General features: G+C 36.7%; 21 protein-coding genes. 14 read left to right on the top strand and 7 right to left on the bottom strand.

All coding sequences use genetic code 11. The features are described 5' to 3' along the window. Nucleotides 1-178 precede the first annotated feature (178 nt). The 3 genes from ACXX8U_RS09655 to dnaA all read right to left on the bottom strand — a co-directional run bounded on the left by ACXX8U_RS09655 (nt 179) and on the right by dnaA (nt 2,889). Entirely contained in the window at nt 179-901 is a 723-nt protein-coding gene (locus tag ACXX8U_RS09655) for an SAM-dependent methyltransferase (protein WP_458565670.1), read from the bottom strand. A gap of 82 nt (nt 902-983) precedes the next feature. Continuing rightward, nucleotides 984-1,454, bottom strand: a complete 471-nt coding sequence (locus tag ACXX8U_RS09650; RefSeq protein ID WP_458565669.1) for a low molecular weight protein-tyrosine-phosphatase — start codon at nt 1,452-1,454, stop codon at nt 984-986. A gap of 7 nt (nt 1,455-1,461) precedes the next feature. Beyond that, nucleotides 1,462-2,889, bottom strand: coding sequence for a chromosomal replication initiator protein DnaA (dnaA, locus tag ACXX8U_RS09645; protein ID WP_166138592.1), 1,428 nt, complete (start codon nt 2,887-2,889; stop codon nt 1,462-1,464). A 184-nt stretch (nt 2,890-3,073) separates the two neighbouring features. Here dnaA and ACXX8U_RS09640 point away from each other — a divergent pair, with 184 nt between their 5' ends. Continuing rightward, nucleotides 3,074-3,478, top strand: coding sequence for an acyl-CoA thioesterase (locus tag ACXX8U_RS09640; protein ID WP_458565668.1), 405 nt, complete (start codon nt 3,074-3,076; stop codon nt 3,476-3,478). 31 nt (nt 3,479-3,509) lie between these two features. Here ACXX8U_RS09640 and ACXX8U_RS09635 read toward each other — a convergent pair whose 3' ends face one another. Genes ACXX8U_RS09635 through ribD form a run of 3 tightly spaced genes read right to left on the bottom strand, consistent with a single transcriptional unit; the run spans nt 3,510 to nt 5,814 of the window. Next, nucleotides 3,510-4,133 carry an IMPACT family protein gene (locus ACXX8U_RS09635; protein WP_458565667.1) on the bottom strand — a complete coding sequence of 208 codons (624 nt, stop codon included), beginning with the start codon at nt 4,131-4,133 and terminating at the stop codon, nt 3,510-3,512. Between the two features lie 42 nt (nt 4,134-4,175). Next, on the bottom strand, nt 4,176-4,778 hold the full coding sequence (locus ACXX8U_RS09630; RefSeq protein WP_458565666.1) for an HAD family hydrolase: 603 nt from the start codon (nt 4,776-4,778) through the stop codon (nt 4,176-4,178). Next, nucleotides 4,756-5,814 carry a bifunctional diaminohydroxyphosphoribosylaminopyrimidine deaminase/5-amino-6-(5-phosphoribosylamino)uracil reductase RibD gene (gene ribD / locus ACXX8U_RS09625; RefSeq protein WP_458565665.1) on the bottom strand — a complete coding sequence of 353 codons (1,059 nt, stop codon included), beginning with the start codon at nt 5,812-5,814 and terminating at the stop codon, nt 4,756-4,758. The genes ACXX8U_RS09630 and ribD overlap by 23 nt, the downstream gene beginning before the upstream one ends. 103 nt (nt 5,815-5,917) lie before the next feature. Between ribD and ACXX8U_RS09620 the strand changes: the two genes are divergently transcribed. After that, complete coding sequence (locus tag ACXX8U_RS09620) at nt 5,918-6,409, top strand: GNAT family N-acetyltransferase (RefSeq protein WP_458565664.1); 492 nt, start codon at nt 5,918-5,920, stop codon at nt 6,407-6,409. 26 nt (nt 6,410-6,435) lie between these two features. After that, entirely contained in the window at nt 6,436-7,290 is an 855-nt protein-coding gene (prmC, locus tag ACXX8U_RS09615) for a peptide chain release factor N(5)-glutamine methyltransferase (RefSeq protein WP_458565663.1), read from the top strand. Nucleotides 7,291-7,577: 287 nt separating this feature from the next. Here prmC and ACXX8U_RS09610 read toward each other — a convergent pair whose 3' ends face one another. Continuing rightward, a complete protein-coding gene (locus ACXX8U_RS09610; RefSeq protein ID WP_236362916.1) occupies nt 7,578-8,819 on the bottom strand; it encodes an ABC transporter permease in 1,242 nt (413 codons plus the stop codon). Between the two features lie 373 nt (nt 8,820-9,192). Here ACXX8U_RS09610 and hisS point away from each other — a divergent pair, with 373 nt between their 5' ends. The 11 genes from hisS to ACXX8U_RS09555 all read left to right on the top strand — a co-directional run bounded on the left by hisS (nt 9,193) and on the right by ACXX8U_RS09555 (nt 18,905). Beyond that, the gene (gene hisS / locus ACXX8U_RS09605; protein ID WP_458565662.1) at nt 9,193-10,569 is read left to right on the top strand and encodes a histidine--tRNA ligase; all 1,377 of its coding nucleotides are present in this window, start codon (nt 9,193-9,195) and stop codon (nt 10,567-10,569) included. Nucleotides 10,570-10,972: 403 nt separating this feature from the next. Beyond that, a complete protein-coding gene (locus ACXX8U_RS09600; RefSeq protein ID WP_458565661.1) occupies nt 10,973-11,551 on the top strand; it encodes a nucleotide exchange factor GrpE in 579 nt (192 codons plus the stop codon). A 57-nt stretch (nt 11,552-11,608) separates the two neighbouring features. Further along, nucleotides 11,609-12,724, top strand: coding sequence for a molecular chaperone DnaJ (gene dnaJ / locus ACXX8U_RS09595; protein ID WP_458565660.1), 1,116 nt, complete (start codon nt 11,609-11,611; stop codon nt 12,722-12,724). 149 nt (nt 12,725-12,873) lie between these two features. Beyond that, nucleotides 12,874-13,797: an ABC transporter ATP-binding protein gene (locus ACXX8U_RS09590; RefSeq protein WP_166138561.1), complete on the top strand. Its 924-nt coding sequence runs from the start codon at nt 12,874-12,876 to the stop codon at nt 13,795-13,797. 51 nt (nt 13,798-13,848) lie between these two features. After that, the gene (locus ACXX8U_RS09585) at nt 13,849-15,165 is read left to right on the top strand and encodes an ABC transporter permease (protein WP_458565659.1); all 1,317 of its coding nucleotides are present in this window, start codon (nt 13,849-13,851) and stop codon (nt 15,163-15,165) included. Between the two features lie 179 nt (nt 15,166-15,344). Then, nucleotides 15,345-16,508, top strand: coding sequence for a sigma-54-dependent transcriptional regulator (locus ACXX8U_RS09580; RefSeq protein WP_166138554.1), 1,164 nt, complete (start codon nt 15,345-15,347; stop codon nt 16,506-16,508). A gap of 86 nt (nt 16,509-16,594) precedes the next feature. After that, nucleotides 16,595-17,293, top strand: coding sequence for a DEAD/DEAH box helicase (locus ACXX8U_RS09575; protein ID WP_458565658.1), 699 nt, complete (start codon nt 16,595-16,597; stop codon nt 17,291-17,293). Nucleotides 17,294-17,304: 11 nt separating this feature from the next. Beyond that, nucleotides 17,305-17,523, top strand: coding sequence for a DUF2007 domain-containing protein (locus ACXX8U_RS09570; RefSeq protein WP_166138547.1), 219 nt, complete (start codon nt 17,305-17,307; stop codon nt 17,521-17,523). A 34-nt stretch (nt 17,524-17,557) separates the two neighbouring features. Further along, a complete protein-coding gene (locus ACXX8U_RS09565; protein ID WP_458565657.1) occupies nt 17,558-17,803 on the top strand; it encodes a hypothetical protein in 246 nt (81 codons plus the stop codon). Nucleotide 17,804: 1 nt separating this feature from the next. After that, nucleotides 17,805-18,104 (top strand): type II toxin-antitoxin system RelE/ParE family toxin, encoded by a 300-nt coding sequence (locus tag ACXX8U_RS09560; RefSeq protein ID WP_458565656.1) that lies wholly within the window; start codon nt 17,805-17,807, stop codon nt 18,102-18,104. A gap of 3 nt (nt 18,105-18,107) precedes the next feature. Continuing rightward, complete coding sequence (locus ACXX8U_RS09555) at nt 18,108-18,905, top strand: Cof-type HAD-IIB family hydrolase (RefSeq protein WP_458565655.1); 798 nt, start codon at nt 18,108-18,110, stop codon at nt 18,903-18,905. Nucleotides 18,906-18,987 lie beyond the last annotated feature (82 nt).

Genomic DNA, 18,987 nt, shown 5'->3' with positions numbered 1-18,987 from the left:
AATTTTTTGCAAACTTTGCTATGAAATTGTTGTATAAAGCAGATTTTTTTTTCGTCAGAAGTTGTTTTTTACAGAATGAAAACTCTCAAAACTATTTACAAAACAGAACAAAAATAAAGAGTTCCTTTTACTAAATTCTCGCATTACCAACTTACAAATGACGTTTAAAAAACAACTTTTACATTTTATGAATGATAAAAATGGTAGGACGCTTGTGTAAATCTATGGATTCCTTTTTCCAAGCGGCAATTTTTTTAGTTCGAATATATTCTGTTGGTAAAGTAATATCAGTAGCAATGCACAACAAGGTTTCGGGATGTAAAACTTGAATTAAATCTTCTAGTAGTTTGTTGTTGCGATAAGGAGTTTCAATAAAAATTTGAGACTGATTTTTTTCAAAAGAAACACGCTCTAAGGTTTTAAAGCTGGCTTTCTTTTCGTCTTTTTCGATAGGTAAGTAGCCGTGAAACGTAAAACTTTGACCGTTCATGCCTGAGGCCATCATTGCTAAAAGTATAGAGGAAGGACCAACTAACGGAATAACTTGAATGCCTCTATCGTGCGCTAGTTTTACAATTACAGCGCCAGGATCGGCAACTCCGGGGCAACCTGCTTCGCTCATTAAACCCATGTTCTCGCCTGCAAGTAAAGGTTTTATAAAGTCAAGATGCTCTTTGGTTTCGGTGTGTTTGTTTAAAACAAAAAGCTTCAATTCTGATTGCTTTTTTTCAGGAACAACCAGTCTTATTGATTTTCGAGCAGTTTTGTCGTTTTCTACAATATAATGATCAATCAGTTCAATACTTCTTTTTATTGTTTGTGGCAACACATCCATCGGGTCACAATCGCCCATGGTTGTTGGAATTAAATAGAGTTTGCCAAAAGTGTTGGTTGATTGCATAAAATAGATTTGTAAAATGTAAAAAGAACAGCTAACGGTTCAATTTTATTGCTAACTTGAATTGAACGACTATAAAAAGGAATTAATTTGAATTTTGAGCCAATAGCTTTTTTGCAATTTCATCACATGCTTGATCTAGCATTTGATAAACCATATCAAATCCATTGTTCAAACCGTAATACGGATCTGGAACATCTACATTTTCACCAGGAAAAATTTCGTTCAAAATCATTTTTACTTTAGCCGCTTCTACTGTGTTACGAGCAAGTCGTATTACATTTTTATAATTTGAACTATCCATCACGTAGATGTGATCAAAGTGCTCAAAATCAGATTCACTAAACTGTCTACCACGTTGCTGCGTGATGTCGATGTTGTTTTTGCGAGCTACCGCAATAGAGCGTTCGTCTGGGCCATTGCCTACGTGCCAAGCGCCCGTACCAGCGGAGTCAACGGTAAAAAGATCTTTGGGTAGTTTAGCTGCTAAAATGCCTTCTGCCAAAGGTGAACGGCAAATATTTCCTAAACAAACCATTAAAACTTTTACGGACATGATGCTATTACAAAGTTAGTTTCTTGTTGATATCGTCTACAAACTTTTTGAATTGCTTGTCGGTTGCAACCAAATTGTCAACTGTTTTACACGCGTGCAATACAGTAGCGTGATCACGATCTCCTATTTGAGAACCGATGTTTGCCAAAGAAGCTTTGGTGAATTTTTTGGCAAAAAACATAGCCAATTGTCTGGCTTGAACCACATGACGTTTGCGCGTTTTCGATTGAAGCGTTTCTAAATCCAATTGAAAATAATCCGATACGATTTTTTGAATGTAATCAATAGAGATTTCTCTTTTTACATTTTTAACAAACTTCTCAACTACGCTTTTGGCTAGTTCAATTGTTACTTCTTTTTTATTGAAAGATGATTGCGCGATTAATGAAATAATAGCACCTTCAAGTTCACGAACATTTGATTTGATGTTGCGAGCCACGTACTCAATGATGTCTTCTGGAATTTCAACACCATCGCGGTACAAAATATTCTTTAAGATAGAAATACGAGTTTCGTAATCTGGTTGGTGCAATTCAGCAGATAATCCCCATTTGAAACGAGACAACAAACGTTGTTCAATGTCTTGCATGTCAACAGGCGCTTTATCCGAAGTTAAAATAACTTGCTTTCCGTTTTGGTGCAGGTAATTAAAAATATGGAAAAATACATCTTGAGTTCCTGATTTACCTGATAAAAACTGAACATCATCAATAATCAAAACATCGATTAATTGATAGAAGTGAATAAAATCGTTTCTGTTGTTTTTCTTTACAGAGTCGATGTATTGTTGTGTGAAAATTTCAGCTGAAATGTATAGAACTGTTTTCTCAGGATATTTGTCTTTGATTTCAACACCAATAGCGTGCGCCAAATGTGTTTTTCCCAAACCAACTCCACCAAAAATCAATAATGGATTAAAAGAAGTTCCACCCGGTTTGTTAGCCACGGCCATACCTGCTGAACGAGCCAAACGGTTAGAATCTCCTTCTAAGAAATTATCGAAACTGTAATTCGCGTTCAGTTGCGATTCGATTTTTAAATTACGAATCCCCGGAATTACAAATGGGTTTTTAAGTTCTGGATTTAAGTTTTTGAATGGAGCATCAACTTCCTGTGGTTTCATAGGAACTCTATTGGCACTTGGCAACTGTTCAGTAAACGGTTGTTTGTTGCCATAAGTGTTTTCCATTCTAATTTTATAAAGTAACTTTGCATTTTTGCCTAGTTCTTTAGTAAGCGCCACTTTCAATAATTTTACATAGTGTTCTTCGAGCCACTCGTAAAAAAATTTACTTGGTACTTGAATATATAATGCGTTATCGGTAAGTTCAACTGATTTGATTGGTTCGAACCAAGTTTTGTAAGCTTGGTCTTGAATGTTGTCCTTTATAAAAGACAAACAGTTTTCCCATACTGATTGAGCAGTTTTGTTCATATATTCTAAATAAAATGTTTTGTTTTGTAACTTTTAGCTTACTAAAAGAAAGATGTTTGGTTACTTATTTTCGGGGTAACAAATATGTGAACAAATTTTTTTAAAAAAAAATATATGGGGTGGTAATTTTTCAAAATATTGTTGTAAGGCACCTTTTTTTAATTCAAATTTTAATATAAATATAATGAAAAGTCATCAAGTAGAAGTTCGAGTTCGATACTCAGAAACAGACCAAATGGGAGTTGTTTATCACGGAAATTATATCCCTTATTTTGAGATTGGAAGAGTGGAATGGCTTAGAAACAAAGGGATTTCATATAAAGAGATGGAAAAAAGTGGTATTGCTTTGCCAATTGTTTCAATGAATATCAATTACAAAAAATCAGCACGATATGATGAACTTTTAACAGTTCATACAACATTTAAAAGTCAAAGTTCAGTAAAGATTGAATTTGATTGCGAAATATATAATGAAGGTGGTGAGTTATTAACAACGGCCCAATTTATTCTGGTTTTTGTGTCCTTAAAAACAGGAAAAGCTACCGCTCCGCCTGATTACATTTTGGATTTGCTAAAAACGGTCGAATAAAGCGCGAAAAATGCAATTTTAAGAGCTAATTTTAAGCTCTTTTGATGTTAATTTCAAACATAGAATTGAAAATGTCGAAAGTAATTTCGGCATTTTTTTTGCGTGTTTTTATTGTAATTACACCTAATGGCGCATCCGTTTCAGGATTTATTTTCATTTCTTGAGCTACAATTTCTAGCTTTTTTTCTTTAATCACGCGCATGACTTTGTTCATATTTTGGTAGTCAAATTCGATTATAAATTCGCTATCGACTGTTTTTTCGATGACGCTTGCTTCTTTTAAAACTTCTTGCGCTGTGGTTTTGTAAGCTGAAATCAAGCCGCCTACACCCAATTTTACACCACCATAAACTCGAGCTACAACAACAAGCACATTAGTTAACCCGAAAGACTGAATTTGGCCATAAATTGGCATTCCTGCGCTATTACTTGGTTCGCCGTCGTCATTAGCGCGATAAGTTGTTTGTTCCGTTCCTAGCTGGTAAGCGTAGCAAAAATGTCCGGCTTGTGGATGTGTTTTTCGAAGGGTTTCAAGTATCGGTTTTAGCTCTTCCTCGTGTGTTATTGGAAAAGCATATCCATAAAATTTACTGTTTTTTTCTTTAAACAGAATTTCTTCAGTAGGATTGGCAATAGTGAGGTAAGTATCTTTCAACGAAGTGCGATTGGTGTATTTATAGATTCGAAATGTGTTCTTTTAAAGTAGGTCTTTTTCGTAAAGTTCTGTAACATCTTCTTGGCCCACTTGTAAATTCCATACTTTGATTCCTAGCTTTGCTGCAGCATCGGTGTTTTCTTTTTTGTCATCTACAAATAAAACAGTTGCAGGATAAAGTTCTTGCTCATCAAGGACGCGTTGATAAATCGCTGAATCGGGTTTGCGCATGCCCATTTCAAAAGAAAAATAAACTTTTTCAAAACAATTATAAAAAGCTTCGTAAAACGCTTTTCCGTTTTGTTCTTCAAAATGTGAAATATGAATGGAATCGGTATTCGACAATAAAAACAAACGGTATTTTTTAGACAGCTCTTGTAAAAAGGTCAAGCGGTGTTGCGGAAAATCCAATAACACAGCATTCCATGCAGCCAATATTTGCTCCTGAGTTGCATTGGGTAATTGTTGTTGCAATCCTTCTAAGAATGCGTTTCGGGATATTTCTCCACGTTCAAACTGTTCATTAAGTTCGTCAAGAGCAGCATTCCATTGTTGTAAACCTAGTTTTTGCAGTGCGTTTAACGTGGCTTGTTTATCTAAATTGATAAAAATATCACCAAAATCAAATACTATCGATTGAATCATGATTGTTAATAATTACAAGTTGATCAGTCCCTATTTGTTGTTCTTTCGAGCTAAAATAAGGAAAAGAGGGAGCTTTTATTCCATTTCCCAAAAGTGTTTTGCTGGTAAAAATTCGCGCTTCGTCCCATATCCCACAATCAATAAAGGCCTGCAAGGTATGTCTTCCGCCTTCAATTATAACTGATTGCAATTCTTTCTCGTATAAATGTTGCATCATTTGTGACACGCTATTTTGATCAAAATCAATCGTGACATAAGTGGTGTTTTCTGTCTTTAGAAGATTCTGATTTCGAGTAAAAACAATTGTTTTTTGCTGGTCGTCAAGCACAGCACTTGAACTTAAGATCCGATTGTTCGGGTCAATAACCACTCGTGTAGGTTGTAAACCAAACCAATCTCTGGCGTTGAGTTTTGGATTGTCATCCAATATCGTTTGTGCACCAACAAGTATCGCTTGTTCTTCGGTGCGCCATTTGTGAACCAATTGTCTTGAGTGATCAGAGGTAAGCCAAACTGGTGCAGCAATATCTTTTTGCAAAGGCGCCAAAAAGCCATCACGACTTTGCGCCCATTTCAAGATTATAAATGGTCGTTTTTTTTGGTGAAAAGTAAAAAAACGCTTGTTCAATTCGTTGCACTCTTTTTCTAAAACCCCAACAGAGACGTTGATACCGTTTTCAACCAATTTTTTAATTCCGTTTCCAGCCACTTTTACATTAGGATCTACCGTCCCGATGACTACGTTCGGAATTTTATTGTTCACAATCAAATCACTGCAAGGTGGTGTTTTTCCGAAATGACTGCAAGGTTCCAAGCTGACATAAATAGTCGCTTTTGCAAGCAAGCTTTTGTCTTTTACTGATGCAATGGCGTTTACTTCGGCATGAGCTTGTCCCGCTTTTTGGTGCCAACCCTCGCCAATAATAGTATCATTGTACACAATTACACTTCCTACCATTGGATTTGGGTAGGTGGTACCCAAGCCATTTTTGGCTAATTCGATGCAGCGCTGTATGTATTTTTCATGTTTGTTCACGGCGCAAAAGTACTAATTTTTCAGCGGATGTTTTTGTTTTGAACTATTCAAAAATTTGTCATAAAGTATTTCTATTTTTGCCAATAAATAATTGGCTCATAAAATGGAAAATTACACCATCAGAAAGATTGAAAAGCAAGATAATCCTGCTGTTGCAGCACTAATCCGTGCTATTTTTGACGAAATGAACATCCCAAAAGTAGGTACTGCTTACGAGGATCCGTATCTTGATTTGATGTTTGAGGAGTACAGCAAACCAAGATCCGTTTATTATGTAGTAGAACATCAAGAGACAATCGTGGGTGTAGCTGGAATTGCACCTTTGGCCAACCAAACCGACAATATTTGCGAATTGCAAAAAATGTATTTTCTACCACAAACACGCGGATTAGGAATTGGTCACGAAATGATGTTGTTGTGTTTGCAAAGCGCTAAAAATATGGGGTTTGATAAATGCTACCTCGAAACAATGCCGTTCATGACTGATGCTCAAAAGCTCTATAAAAAAGTAGGTTTTGAATCGCTTACTGAGCCAATGGGTTGCACCGGTCACAGTAGTTGTCCGATCTGGATGCTGAAAGATTTAAACGCCTAATTACGCAATTTTCAAACCTCCTTTCCATGAAAATCAGAGACTATCGTGCCTATTTTATTCAAGAATTAACACCTATTTGTTCTGCTGAAGAAGCCGAGAGTTTTTTTTACATTATCTTGGAAGATTTGCAACAGCTCAAAAGGGTCGATTTAGCTTTAAGTCCTGATCTTTCGTTATCAGAAGATCAGCTGAATCAATGGAACGCCTATTTGACACAGCTGAAATTAGAAATTCCGGTTCAGTACGTTTTAGGTAAAACCAATTTTTTCGGATTAGATTTTGAGGTGAATCCTGCTGTTTTGATTCCGAGACCTGAAACGGAAGAGTTAGTCGACTGGATCATTGAAAGTCAAAAAGAAACTGCAAAAGATTTAAATCTGCGAATTATTGACATTGGTACCGGCAGCGGTTGCATTGCAATTTCTTTAGCAAAAAATATTCCGAACGCCCAGGTTACCGCACTTGATATATCTATCGATGCTTTGGCAACAGCCAAAAAAAATGCACAAAATAACCAAGTTGATGTTGTTTTTAAAAATCAAAATATTCTAGAAACAAATGATTTACAGGAACAGTTTGATGTAATCGTTTCTAATCCGCCATACGTTCGGGATCTTGAAAAAGTAGAAATCAAGAAAAACGTTTTGGATTACGAGCCACACTTAGCGCTTTTTGTTGAAAATGATAATGCGTTGATTTTTTATAAAAAAATAGCCGAATTGGCGCAGAAAAATCTAAAACCAAACGGCTTTCTTTTTTTTGAAATTAATCAGTATTTAGGCCCTGAAATGATTGGAATGTTGAAGGATATGGGTTTTAAAAACATCGCTCTCAAGAAAGATATTTATGGTAATGATAGAATGATATGTGCTACGTATTAGTTTATTGTGAATATTAGTCCATAGCAAGTACCAAAGCTTTTTTGACACAGATTAAAAGCATTTTCGCAGATTACTTCCATAATTCAATTACACTTTTTTCTTGATTCAATAGAAATCTGCAATATAAAAAAAAGTCGGTTGCGGAAGTCTAACGTAATGTTGTCTTAAAGCAAATTGCCGCAGCGAAGCCGAAAAAAGGAAGCCATATAAAAAGGAGCAACAATTCAATACGATTTGTTGCTCCTTTTTTTTGGTCACGACGACCAAATTATGTCATAAAATCTCTCTTACTCGTATCGCAACGCTTCAATCGGATCTAAAACAGCCGCTTTAATAGCAGGGTAAAGTCCAGATGCAATCGCCACGATAAAACTAGTGATAAAAGCAGCCATAATTGCTCCCCACGGAATCACGAATGCAAAACTCATGGCGGTTGCAATTCCAAAACCAATTAGAATTCCAAAAATAATTCCAACCAGTCCACCTAATTGTCCAATAAGTAAGGTTTCAATAAAAAACTGAATCGCAATAGTAGTTTTTTTAGCACCCAACGCTTTACGCACACCAATTTCGCGCGTTCTTTCGGTTACAGATACAATCATGATATTCATCAAGGCAATCGAAGAGCCCAAAACGGTGATTACTCCAATCAACCAGGAGGCAAGTCCTAAATATTGTGTGATTCCCAAAATACGGTTAATTAAATCGTCGCTGCGTACAATTCCAAAGTTGTTGTCTTTTACCGGGCTTAATTTTCGCACACGTCGCATCGTACTTGTTGCATTGTCAAGCGCTTGTTCTAGCAATTCTTTTTTGCCCACCATAACACTCACGGTATAATTAATATTAGGAGCGGTAAATAACGAACGCGCCACTTGAATTGGAATCAAAATTCGCAAATCCTGACTGTTACCAAAAGTAGATCCTTTCTCTTTCAGCACGCCAATAACTCTAAATTTTGCCCCACGAATGGAAATTATTTTATCAATTGGGTTAACATTTTTCAGCAAGCCTTTTTCAAAATCAGAACCTACTACACAAACATAAGCGTTGTTGTCAATGTCAAATCGGGTGAAATTTCTACCTGAACTAGTTTCTAATCCGGAGTTGGTCATAAAATATTCGTCAACGCCTACAATTGAATTTTCAGGATCGGTTTTCGTGGCTTCGTATTTAACTTCAGCCGCCGATGTAGCTGTAAATGACAAAGAAGTTTCGGTAAACGGGTAAGTGTATTTATTTTTAAAAGCAACCGCTTCTGGGTACGAAATAATCGGGTTGATGATTTCGCGCTCGCCACCACCACGATTACGAGTAGTATTTTCGTACTGTTTGATGTTAAAAGTATTGGCTCCCATCGATGCAAAATCAGAAGAGATGGTGTTCTCCAAGGCAGATACAACGGTTAAAATACTCACCAATGCAGTGATTCCAATAGCAATAATCATTACCGTAAGCACCGTTCGCAACAATTGTGTTCTAATGGAGCCTAAGGCAATTCGAACATTTTCTTTGAATAATTTTATCATAATACTACGTTTGACACCAATTGACTTATTTCGTTACAATTTTCTATCGTAACCTGCTTTTTTGTTCTTCTACTTTTCTATCAGTAGCTTTTTCCCGCTTTTTGTTACCATTCGCAGCAACAAATTCTTTGTTTTTATTTCACCCAAGGAGCTTCCGTTGGTCGCTCTTGGCTGCAATAAAACAATAGCATTTGTTTCGCTGCACCTGTTCACTTCAATCGGGGCTAGGCGTATTGCAATAAAATGACGTTTTTTCTAAAGAGAATAATTTTAAAAATATGATATTTGCACCTTAATTCATCTTTTATTGATCAAGATTTTAGCCATCGCGTTTTTGATCTAAAAAGGTATTGTAAAAAGCAATCATAAAATCATGGCATCAAAACCAAGTATTCCAAAAGGAACGAGAGATTTTTCACCTGCTGAGGTGGCAAAACGCAATTATATCATTCAAATTATAAAAACCAATTTCGAGAAATTTGGTTTCCAACCTATCGAAACGCCTTCTTTTGAAAACTCTGAAACCCTCATGGGTAAGTACGGCGAAGAAGGAGATCGTTTGATTTTTAAAATTTTAAATTCAGGTGATTATTTGGCTAAAGCCAATGCCACGCATTTAGAAGCGAAAGACAGCACGAAGTTAACAGCAAGTATCTCTGAAAAAGCATTGCGTTACGACTTGACAGTGCCCTTTGCACGTTATGTAGTACAACATCAAAACGAAATCGAGTTTCCTTTCAAGCGTTACCAAGTGCAGCCTGTTTGGCGCGCTGATCGTCCGCAAAAAGGCCGTTTCAGAGAGTTTTTTCAATGTGATGCTGATGTGGTAGGTTCGCAATCGCTTTGGCAAGAAGTAGAGTTGGTGCAATTGTATGACAGTGTTTTTGCAACACTCGGATTGCAAGGAGTGACTATTAAAATTAACAATCGAAAAATTCTTTCAGGAATTGCTGAGGTAATTGGTGCCTTAGATAAATTAATTGATTTTACCGTAGCACTTGATAAGCTGGATAAAATTGGCGAAGACGGCGTTAAAAAAGAAATGACCGAAAAAGGCATTACCGCCGATGCCATTGCAAAAGTGCAGCCACTGTTTCAATTTTCAGGAACTTTTGCTGAGAAAATCCAACAACTTTCAGCGCTTTTAGCAGATTCTGCCGAAGGTATGAAAGGAGTAGAGGAGTTGCGTTTTATTTGTGACAATGTGGCAAATTTAGGGTTATCAGCAGCAACTTTAGATCTTGATGTAACCCTAGCACGAGGTTTAAATTATTACACCGGAGCTATTTTTGAAGTAGCAGCTCCTAAAACCGTTGCAATGGGTTCTATCGGTGGTGGTGGCCGTTATGATGATTTGACGGGTATTTTTGGACTTAAAAACATGAGTGGCGTTGGAATTTCATTTGGTCTTGACCGCATTTATTTAGTAATCGAAGAGCTAGGCTTGTTTCCACAAACGGTTACGGCAACTTCGGCAGCTTTATTTTTGAATTACGGTCACAAAGAAGCCTTGTACGCCATGCAAGCCATTGGCAAATTACGCCAAGCTGGCGTGCGCGTTGAGTTGTATCCTGATGCGGCAAAACTAGCCAAACAATTTCAGCACGCTGACAAGCGCGGAATTCCCTACGCAGTTTTAGTAGGTGAAACTGAAATGGAGGCAGGAACTTACGCTCTTAAAAACTTAGCTTCTGGAGAGCAGCAAAACCTCACTTTAGACGAATTGTTAAAGGTGCTTAAAGAAAAATAATAGCATAAAAAAAAGCTTCGTTTGTCTCAAACGAAGCTTTTTTCTATAATGTAATGGTGAATTAATAATTACTTGGTATTCTCGTGGCATCTCAAATTTTCTATTTGCACTACCATCAATCACAAAACTATAAAAATAGAATTGATTTAATCATAAAATAATCCTAATTTTTTTCTTTTATTATCAAATAGCGCAATCTAAAATTCGATTTCCTTATTCTGTACAGCTAGCTATCTTATTGAAAAAGAGCTTTTTTTTGCTGCTATAATTAGGTCAAGACGACACCTTAACGAATTGTTCTGCAGTATTACAATCAAAACTTTGACAACTATAAAATATAAAGAGTGACAATTTGACATTTTAAAAGAATTGGCAGTACTTTTGCAATCAAAATGAAATTAAAATGAATTTTAAGAATATTTTTAAAAATAAGAATACTATGACTACTGAAAATACAGAAATCGATCAAGAATTAGAGGGCACTACATTAGAGAATACCACTAGTGAAGAGCAAACAGTTGTTGAGGAATTAAGTGTAGAGGAGCAATTATCTCAGGATTTAGCAAAAGAAAAAGACAAGTATTTACGCCTTTTTGCTGAGTTCGAAAACTATAAAAGAAGAACAACTAAGGAGCGTATCGATTTGTTTAAGACAGCAAATCAAGAAGTTTTGTTGGCTTTACTTCCTGTTCTTGATGATTTTGACAGAGCAATTATCGAAATCAATAAGTCAGAAGATGAATTGTTGACAAAAGGTGTAGAGTTGATCCACGAAAAACTAAAAAATACTTTAGTTGCCAAAGGATTAGAGCAAGTTGATGTAAATGCAGGTGATGCTTTCAATGCTGATTTTGCTGAAGCAATCACTCAAATCCCAGCTCCATCAGATAGTATGAAAGGAAAAATTGTTGATGTTCTTGAAAAAGGATACAAATTGGGTGACAAAATCATTCGTTTTCCTAAAGTGGTTATTGGTCAGTAAGGCGCTACAATCACTAGCAAATTAATGTAAGCTGAACAGGCACAAGAAAAAATAAAGATGAAAAAAGATTTTTACGAAATATTAGGCATTTCAAAAAGTGCGGATGCGGCTGCAATTAAAAAAGCATACCGAAAAAGTGCGTTGCAATATCATCCTGACAAAAATCCTGGAGACAAAGAAGCAGAAGAAAAATTCAAATTAGCTGCTGAGGCCTATGAAGTATTAAGTGATCCTCAGAAAAAAGCCAAGTACGATCAGTACGGGCACCAAGCTTTTGATGGCTCTGGCGGTTTTGGCGGCGGTGGTCACGGCGGTATGAATATGGATGATATCTTTAGTCAATTTGGAGATATTTTTGGCGGTGGTTTTGGCGGCTTCGGTGGCGGAGGTGGCGGCGGAAATCGTCGTACTAAAGGAAGTAATCTACGTATCAAAGTAAAATTGACTTTGGAAGAGATTGCCAATGGTGTTGAGAAAAAAGTAAAAGTAAAACGTAAAGTACAAGCTGCCGGCGTTACTTATAAAACTTGTAATACTTGTAACGGACAAGGTCAAGTAATGCGTGTGACGAACACCATTTTAGGTCGTATGCAATCTGCTTCTACTTGCCCAACTTGTAATGGTTCAGGACAAATTTTAGATAAGAAACCAGCTGATGCAGATTCACAAGGAATGGTTCTTGAAGATGAAACGGTTTCGATCAAAATACCAGCGGGTGTTGTTGACGGAATGCAGTTAAAAGTTTCAAACAAAGGAAACGATGCTCCAGGAAACAGCGTACCAGGTGATTTGATCGTAGCAATCGAAGAGTTAGAGCACGACTCCTTGAAACGTGAAGGTGAGAATTTGCACTATGATTTGTACATTAGCTTTGCTGAAGCGGTTTTAGGAATCTCTAAAGATATTGAAGCTATCAACGGAAAAGTACGTATCAAATTAGAAGAAGGAATTCAATCAGGTAAAATTTTACGTTTAAAAGGAAAAGGAATTCCAAGTATCAACGGATACGGAAACGGAGATTTGCTAGTTCATGTAAATGTTTGGACACCAAAAACATTAAACAAAGAACAAAGACAGTTTTTTGAAAAAAACATGAATGATGACAACTTTCTCCCTAATCCAGAAAAGTCAGACAAGTCCTTTTTTGAAAAGGTAAAAGATATGTTTTCATAATACAAACCCAATCCAAGTTGGATTGATTGTATTTTGATAAACGCCAGCAAACCCATCCTGTTATTTAGCACGGATGGGTTTTTTTATGCACCCGTTCCGCTACATATCAGGACTAATTTTTTTACATTTACAGCAATTAAATACAACGTATGAATAATTTACTTGAAGTCAATTCTATTGTCAAGCAATACGGCGATTATGTTGCACTCAATTCCGTTTCTTTAGCCGTGCCAAAAGGAAGTATTTATGGTCTTCTTGGTCCTAATGGCGCTGGTAAAACTTCCTTAATCCGAATCATTAATCAAATTACTTTGCCTGATCAAGGTCAAGTTTTTTTAGATGGCGAACCTTTGCAACCCAAACACGTACAATATATTGGTTATTTGCCTGAGGAGCGCGGTTTGTATCATACGATGAAAGTAGGAGAGCAGTGTTTGTATTTGGCTCAAATGAAAGGATTGTCTAAAGCTGAGGCCAAAAAACAATTGGAATACTGGTTTGATCGCCTTGGAATTCAAGGTTGGTGGAACAAAAAAATTCAAGAACTGTCTAAGGGTATGGCCCAAAAAATTCAGTTCGTTGTTTGCGTTTTACACAAACCAAAACTTTTAATTTTTGACGAACCATTTTCGGGTTTTGATCCAGTGAATGCCAATATTATAAAAGACGAAATTTTAGCACTTCGCGATCAAGGTGCTACCATCATATTTTCTACGCATCGTATGGAAAGTGTCGAAGAATTATGCGATCATATCGCACTTATTCACAAATCCAATAAGTTGATCGAAGGAAAATTAGATGATGTCAAACGTCAATTTAAAACCAATAGTTTTGAAGTAGGTATTTTAACCGACAATGTTGAAGGCCTGATGTACGATATTACAAAACAGTTTACGGTAAGCCCTGCTCATTTTAAATCTTTAAATCAAGAACTAAAATTAGAGATTCAAATAGGCAAGTCGGCACCAAACGAGTTGTTGCACTTACTCACACAGCGTGGTCAAGTGACGCATTTTGTTGAAAAAATCCCGTCTGTAAACGATATTTTTATTCAAACCGTGAGCCAAAAGTAAAGAACCTCTCCAAACGGTTCTGGTTTTTAAATCTGAAATCAAAATTTTTAAATGAGCATTATATCATTAATCATCAAAAGAGAATTTATTGCCAAAGTCCGCAATAAATCCTTTATCGTAATGACTTTCTTAAGTCCGTTACTGTTTGTAGGAATTGCGGTTTTTGTAGGCTATTTGAGCACTATGAAACCAGATACCAAACGCGTTGCCATTCATGATGTGCAAGGCAATTTTGCGAAAGAGTTTGTAGCGCGCAATGCCAAAAGCGAAACCTATAAATACCAAGACTTGTCTGCTATCGATTTACAGTTTCTTAAAGACAGTCTTTCTAAGGAAAGTCTCGAAGGCATTTTGTACGTTCCTGCAACAAACAATCCAAAAGATTTTGAAACCAAAATTCAATACATTTCTAACGAAAGTCCAAGTTTAACCTTTGTCAAAAACATACAAGATGTTATTGCTACAAGTCTTACCAAGAGCAATTTGGTAAGAGCAAACTTAGATACTTTGGCCATAAACAAAGCGCAAGCAAAGGTCAATGTCAATTTAACTAAAGTTTCTGGCGAAGAAAGTGTCAAGGGAATCAATGAAATCAAAATCGGAATTGGTGGCGCTTTTGGTTACCTTATTATGATGTTTATTATCATTTACGGCAACATGGTCATGCGCAGCGTAATCGAAGAAAAAACCAGCCGCATTGTCGAAATCATTATTTCCTCAGTAAAGCCATTTCAGCTCATGATGGGCAAAATCATCGGTACGGCGCTTGCCGGTTTACTACAATTTTGCATTTGGGCCGTACTTGGTTTGCTGCTATTTTTTGCAATTTCTACCTTTTTTGGTGTCAATGTAGGTCCAGCCGCTAGTGTTTCGCCAGAGATGATGCAGGCTGCGCAGCACGAAATGAGCAGCACGGCACAATTGTACATCAAGGAACTTTGGAACTTGCCTATTGCTAGTATTCTCATTGGGTTTATCATTTATTTCATAGGTGGTTACTTTTTGTATAGCTCTTTTTATGCGGCCATTGGCGCTGCGGTCGATAATCAAACCGACTCGCAACAGTTTTTATTGCCTATCATCATGCCACTCATGCTCAGTGTTTATGTAGGCTTTTTTACCGTAATTAATGATCCGCACGGTACCGTAGCAGTCGTTTTTTCTATGATTCCGCTTACTTCGCCTATTGTAATGCTTATGCGCATCCCATTTGGCGTACCTTTGTGGCAAATTGCAATTTCGATAACGCTGCTTTTAGGCTCGTTTTTTGCAGTGGTTTGGTTTGCCGCAAAAATTTACCGAATCGGAATTTTAATGTACGGCAAAAAACCAACGTGGAAAGAAATGTACCGTTGGCTCAAATATTAAGCTAAATTGTTTTTTAGGAGCTGTTTCCCGCTTTTCATTACAATCTTTTCTACTTTGCTAGCGCGCCGCAGTAAAGGATTTCCATTGCAATCGGGGCTAAGGAGTACGTTTTTAAAGAAAACTAGTGTACGCTAGCAAGTAACAATACCAAGCCCAATGGGCAACAAAAAATTAGAATTATGTCAAAAATATTGATTATCGAAGACGAAGCAGCAATACGCAGAGTGCTGTCAAAAATTCTTTCAGAAGAAAACGATTCCTATCAAGTAGATGAGGCCGAGGACGGAATTGTAGGTTTCGAAAAAATAAAAAACAACGACTACGATTTGGTTTTGTGCGATATTAAAATGCCAAAAATGGACGGTGTCGAAGTATTGGAAGCCGTAAAAAAAATAAAACCCGAAATCCCGATGGTCATGATTTCTGGTCATGGCGACATGGAAACCGCAATCAATACCATGCGTTTGGGCGCTTTTGATTACATCTCAAAACCGCCTGATTTGAACAGATTACTTAATACTGTTCGCAATGCTTTGGACAAAAAACAACTTGTAGTTGAAAACAAAATTCTCAAAAAGAAGGTTAGCAAAAACTACGAAATGATTGGCGAAAGCGAAGCCATCAACCACATCAAATTGATGATTGATAAAGTAGCGCAAACCGAAGCTAGAGTTTTAATCACCGGGCCAAACGGTACCGGAAAAGAATTAGTCGCGCATCAATTACACGAAAAAAGTGAGCGCGCTAATTTCCCGCTTATTGAGGTGAATTGTGCTGCAATACCAAGTGAGTTAATCGAAAGTGAATTGTTTGGTCATGTAAAAGGCGCATTTACTTCTGCCGTAAAAGACCGCGCTGGTAAATTTGAAGCAGCTGATAAAGGAACTATTTTCTTAGATGAAATTGGCGATATGAGTCTTTCCGCGCAAGCCAAAGTATTACGTGCCTTACAAGAAAACATGATTACCCGTGTAGGTGCCGACAAGGATATCAAAGTAGATGTTCGTGTAGTTGCCGCAACCAACAAAGATTTAAAAACAGAAATCGCTGAGGGCCGATTCCGTGAGGATTTATACCATCGTTTGGCGGTCATTTTGATCAAAGTGCCAGCTCTTAACGACCGTCGTGATGATATCCCGATGTTGATTGCTCATTTTGCAGAAAAAATAGCATCGGAACAAGGAAATGCGGTTAAGAAATTTTCGGCAGCGGCTATCACGCTTCTGCAAGAGTATGATTGGACTGGAAACATCAGAGAGTTGCGCAATGTAGTAGAACGATTGATTATCCTTGGCGGAAGCGAAATTTCTGAAAATGATGTCAAACTATTTGCATCAAAATAATTAAATAATTTAGAGGTTGAATCATTTAAAAAGTAGTGAAGTAATCATTTAATTTTTAAATTTTTGAACCTTTCAATATAAAAAGAATGAAATTAAAAAAAATAAACGAAACGCTGCAGCAAAACCTAATCGATAACGGGTTTTTAGAGGCAAATGACATTCAGAAGGAAACCTTTGGAACCCTAAAAAGTGGCGCCGACGCTATTATTGTTGCACCTGCTGGCAGCGGAAAATCGACTACCATTGTGATCAATGTTATCCAGCGTTTGGTGGGTTCAGTTGAGGAGTCGCCACGCGCTTTAATCATTGTTTCTGATAAAGAAAAAGTGGTCGAGATGGTAGCGCAATTTGAAAAATTGGCTAAATATACCGACTTGGAAATTTATGGAGTGCATGACAAAGGCGACATGGATTACGATAAAAATTACATTTCGACTGGCATTGATGTATTGATTGGTACACCAAATAAATTAAGTGAAATGTTTTCATCCGCAGGTTACAACGTGAACCGCTTGAAAATGTTTATTCTTGACGATGCCGACCCGATTTTAAAATTGCGTCACGAAACTAAAATCATGCGTATTTCGAACAGTATCGATAAAACCCAACGTATTATTTTCACCGAGCAGTTCACAGAACGAATTGAAATCATGGCTGAAAGAATGTTGATTGAGCCTTTTGAATTTGATTTTTATGAAGATGAAGATGAGGATGAAGAGGATGAAGAGGACGAAGATGAAGAAGCTGAAGACAACGAGGAAGAAAACAATGACGATAATAAATAAATAGGAATAGCATGGGATTAATGAAAGTGTTTTCAGGAAGTGAAATTTTAGCATTGGCACTTAAAGAAAAAATTGAAGCAATTGGCGTAGAGACTTTGCTAAAAAATAATATTCAATCGGCACGTTTGGCGGGTTTTGGCACTACAGGACAAGCAGTCGAATTGTTTGTACAAGAAACAGAATTTGCAAAAGTAAATCCGGTTATCGAGGAATTCCGAATGAGTATTTAATAGTTGTATATTTGTTATTCTAATAAATTGGGAAATGGATATTGATGCAAAAAAAATAGAATTATTAGATTGGTTGCTTCATATTAACGATGAAAGTAAACTAAAAAAAATAATGGCGCTGAAAATAGTCTTGGAAAAAGAGACTGTTGGGCATACTATTAGCGGTTATCCTGTCGACAAACAAGAATACATTAATTTGGTAAAAGAAGCTGATGAACGAATTACATTAGGTAATTATACCACACTTGAAGATTTAGAAAAAGAAATCGAGAATTGGTAAAATGAGTCGACCAATTAGAATACTTTGGGATAATAAAGCCAAAGCCGATTTAAAACTAATCTTTGATTTTCTCCAATTAAAGTCGCCCGAAGGAGCTAAAAATGTCATCAGAGATATTGTTTTGCAAAGTAAAAACATTCATTTTGCAGAGCAATATCAGGTAGATGAATTTTTAGGAGAACTTTTCAGACGAATGGTGGTCAGAAACTTTAAAATCATTTATAAAATCCATTCTGAAACTGAAATTAGAATTCTTCAAATTTTTGATACAAGACAAAATCAAAGCACATTAAAAAAATAAAAGATGCAATATAAAATGCTGGTTTTAGACCTAGATGATACGTTGCTTACGGATGCGCATACCATTTCAATCGAAAATAAATTAATGCTTGAAAAAGCAAAAGCGTTAGGCGTTCGCATTATTTTGGCTTCGGGCAGACCTACTCCGGCAATGGTTCAGTTTGCTGAAGAATTGCAGTTGACGGACTCTTACATGATTTCGTACAATGGCGCTGTCATTACCGATTTAAAAACCGATACCGTAATTTTTGAACAAACGCTAAGTCAAGAACAAATTCATGAGTTGTATGCCTACAGCCTAAAAAGCAAAACGCATATTATCACCTATTTGAAGGGCGAAATTATAAGCGAAACCGACTCCGAATACATTGAAGTTGAAAAAAATATCACTGGTTTAGCTCATAATAAAGTGGCTCGTTTTACAGATGCAGTGCAATCATCGGCGGTGAAATGTATTCTGCTCGAGGAGCCTTCTTACTTGAAAGAAGTGGAGCAAGATTTAAAAGCGGCCATGCCACATTTAAGTGTGAGTATGTCGAAACCTTTTTTTCTGGAAGTAGCCCAAAACGGAATTGACAAAGCGGCAAGTATTAAAATCTTGGCTGAAAAATTAGGCATTCATCAAAGCGAAATTATCGCGGTTGGTAATGCTGGCAACGATTTAACTATGATTGAATATGCCGGCTTAGGCGTGTGGGTTGACAATGTTGATCCTGAATTACGTTCAAAAGGTGACGCTATTGTTGCCTCGAATAACAATCACGGAGTAGCCGAGGTGATTCAAAAATACATTTTGGTCTAAGCTATTTAACCATTTTTTTTAAACCATTAAGAAATTAAGGGATTTAAGATTTGTTCTTAAACTTGATTTTTTGATGGTTTTT

This window comes from Flavobacterium sp. GNP001 (assembly GCF_054343775.1).
This window is presented reverse-complemented; position numbering and strand designations above follow the sequence as displayed.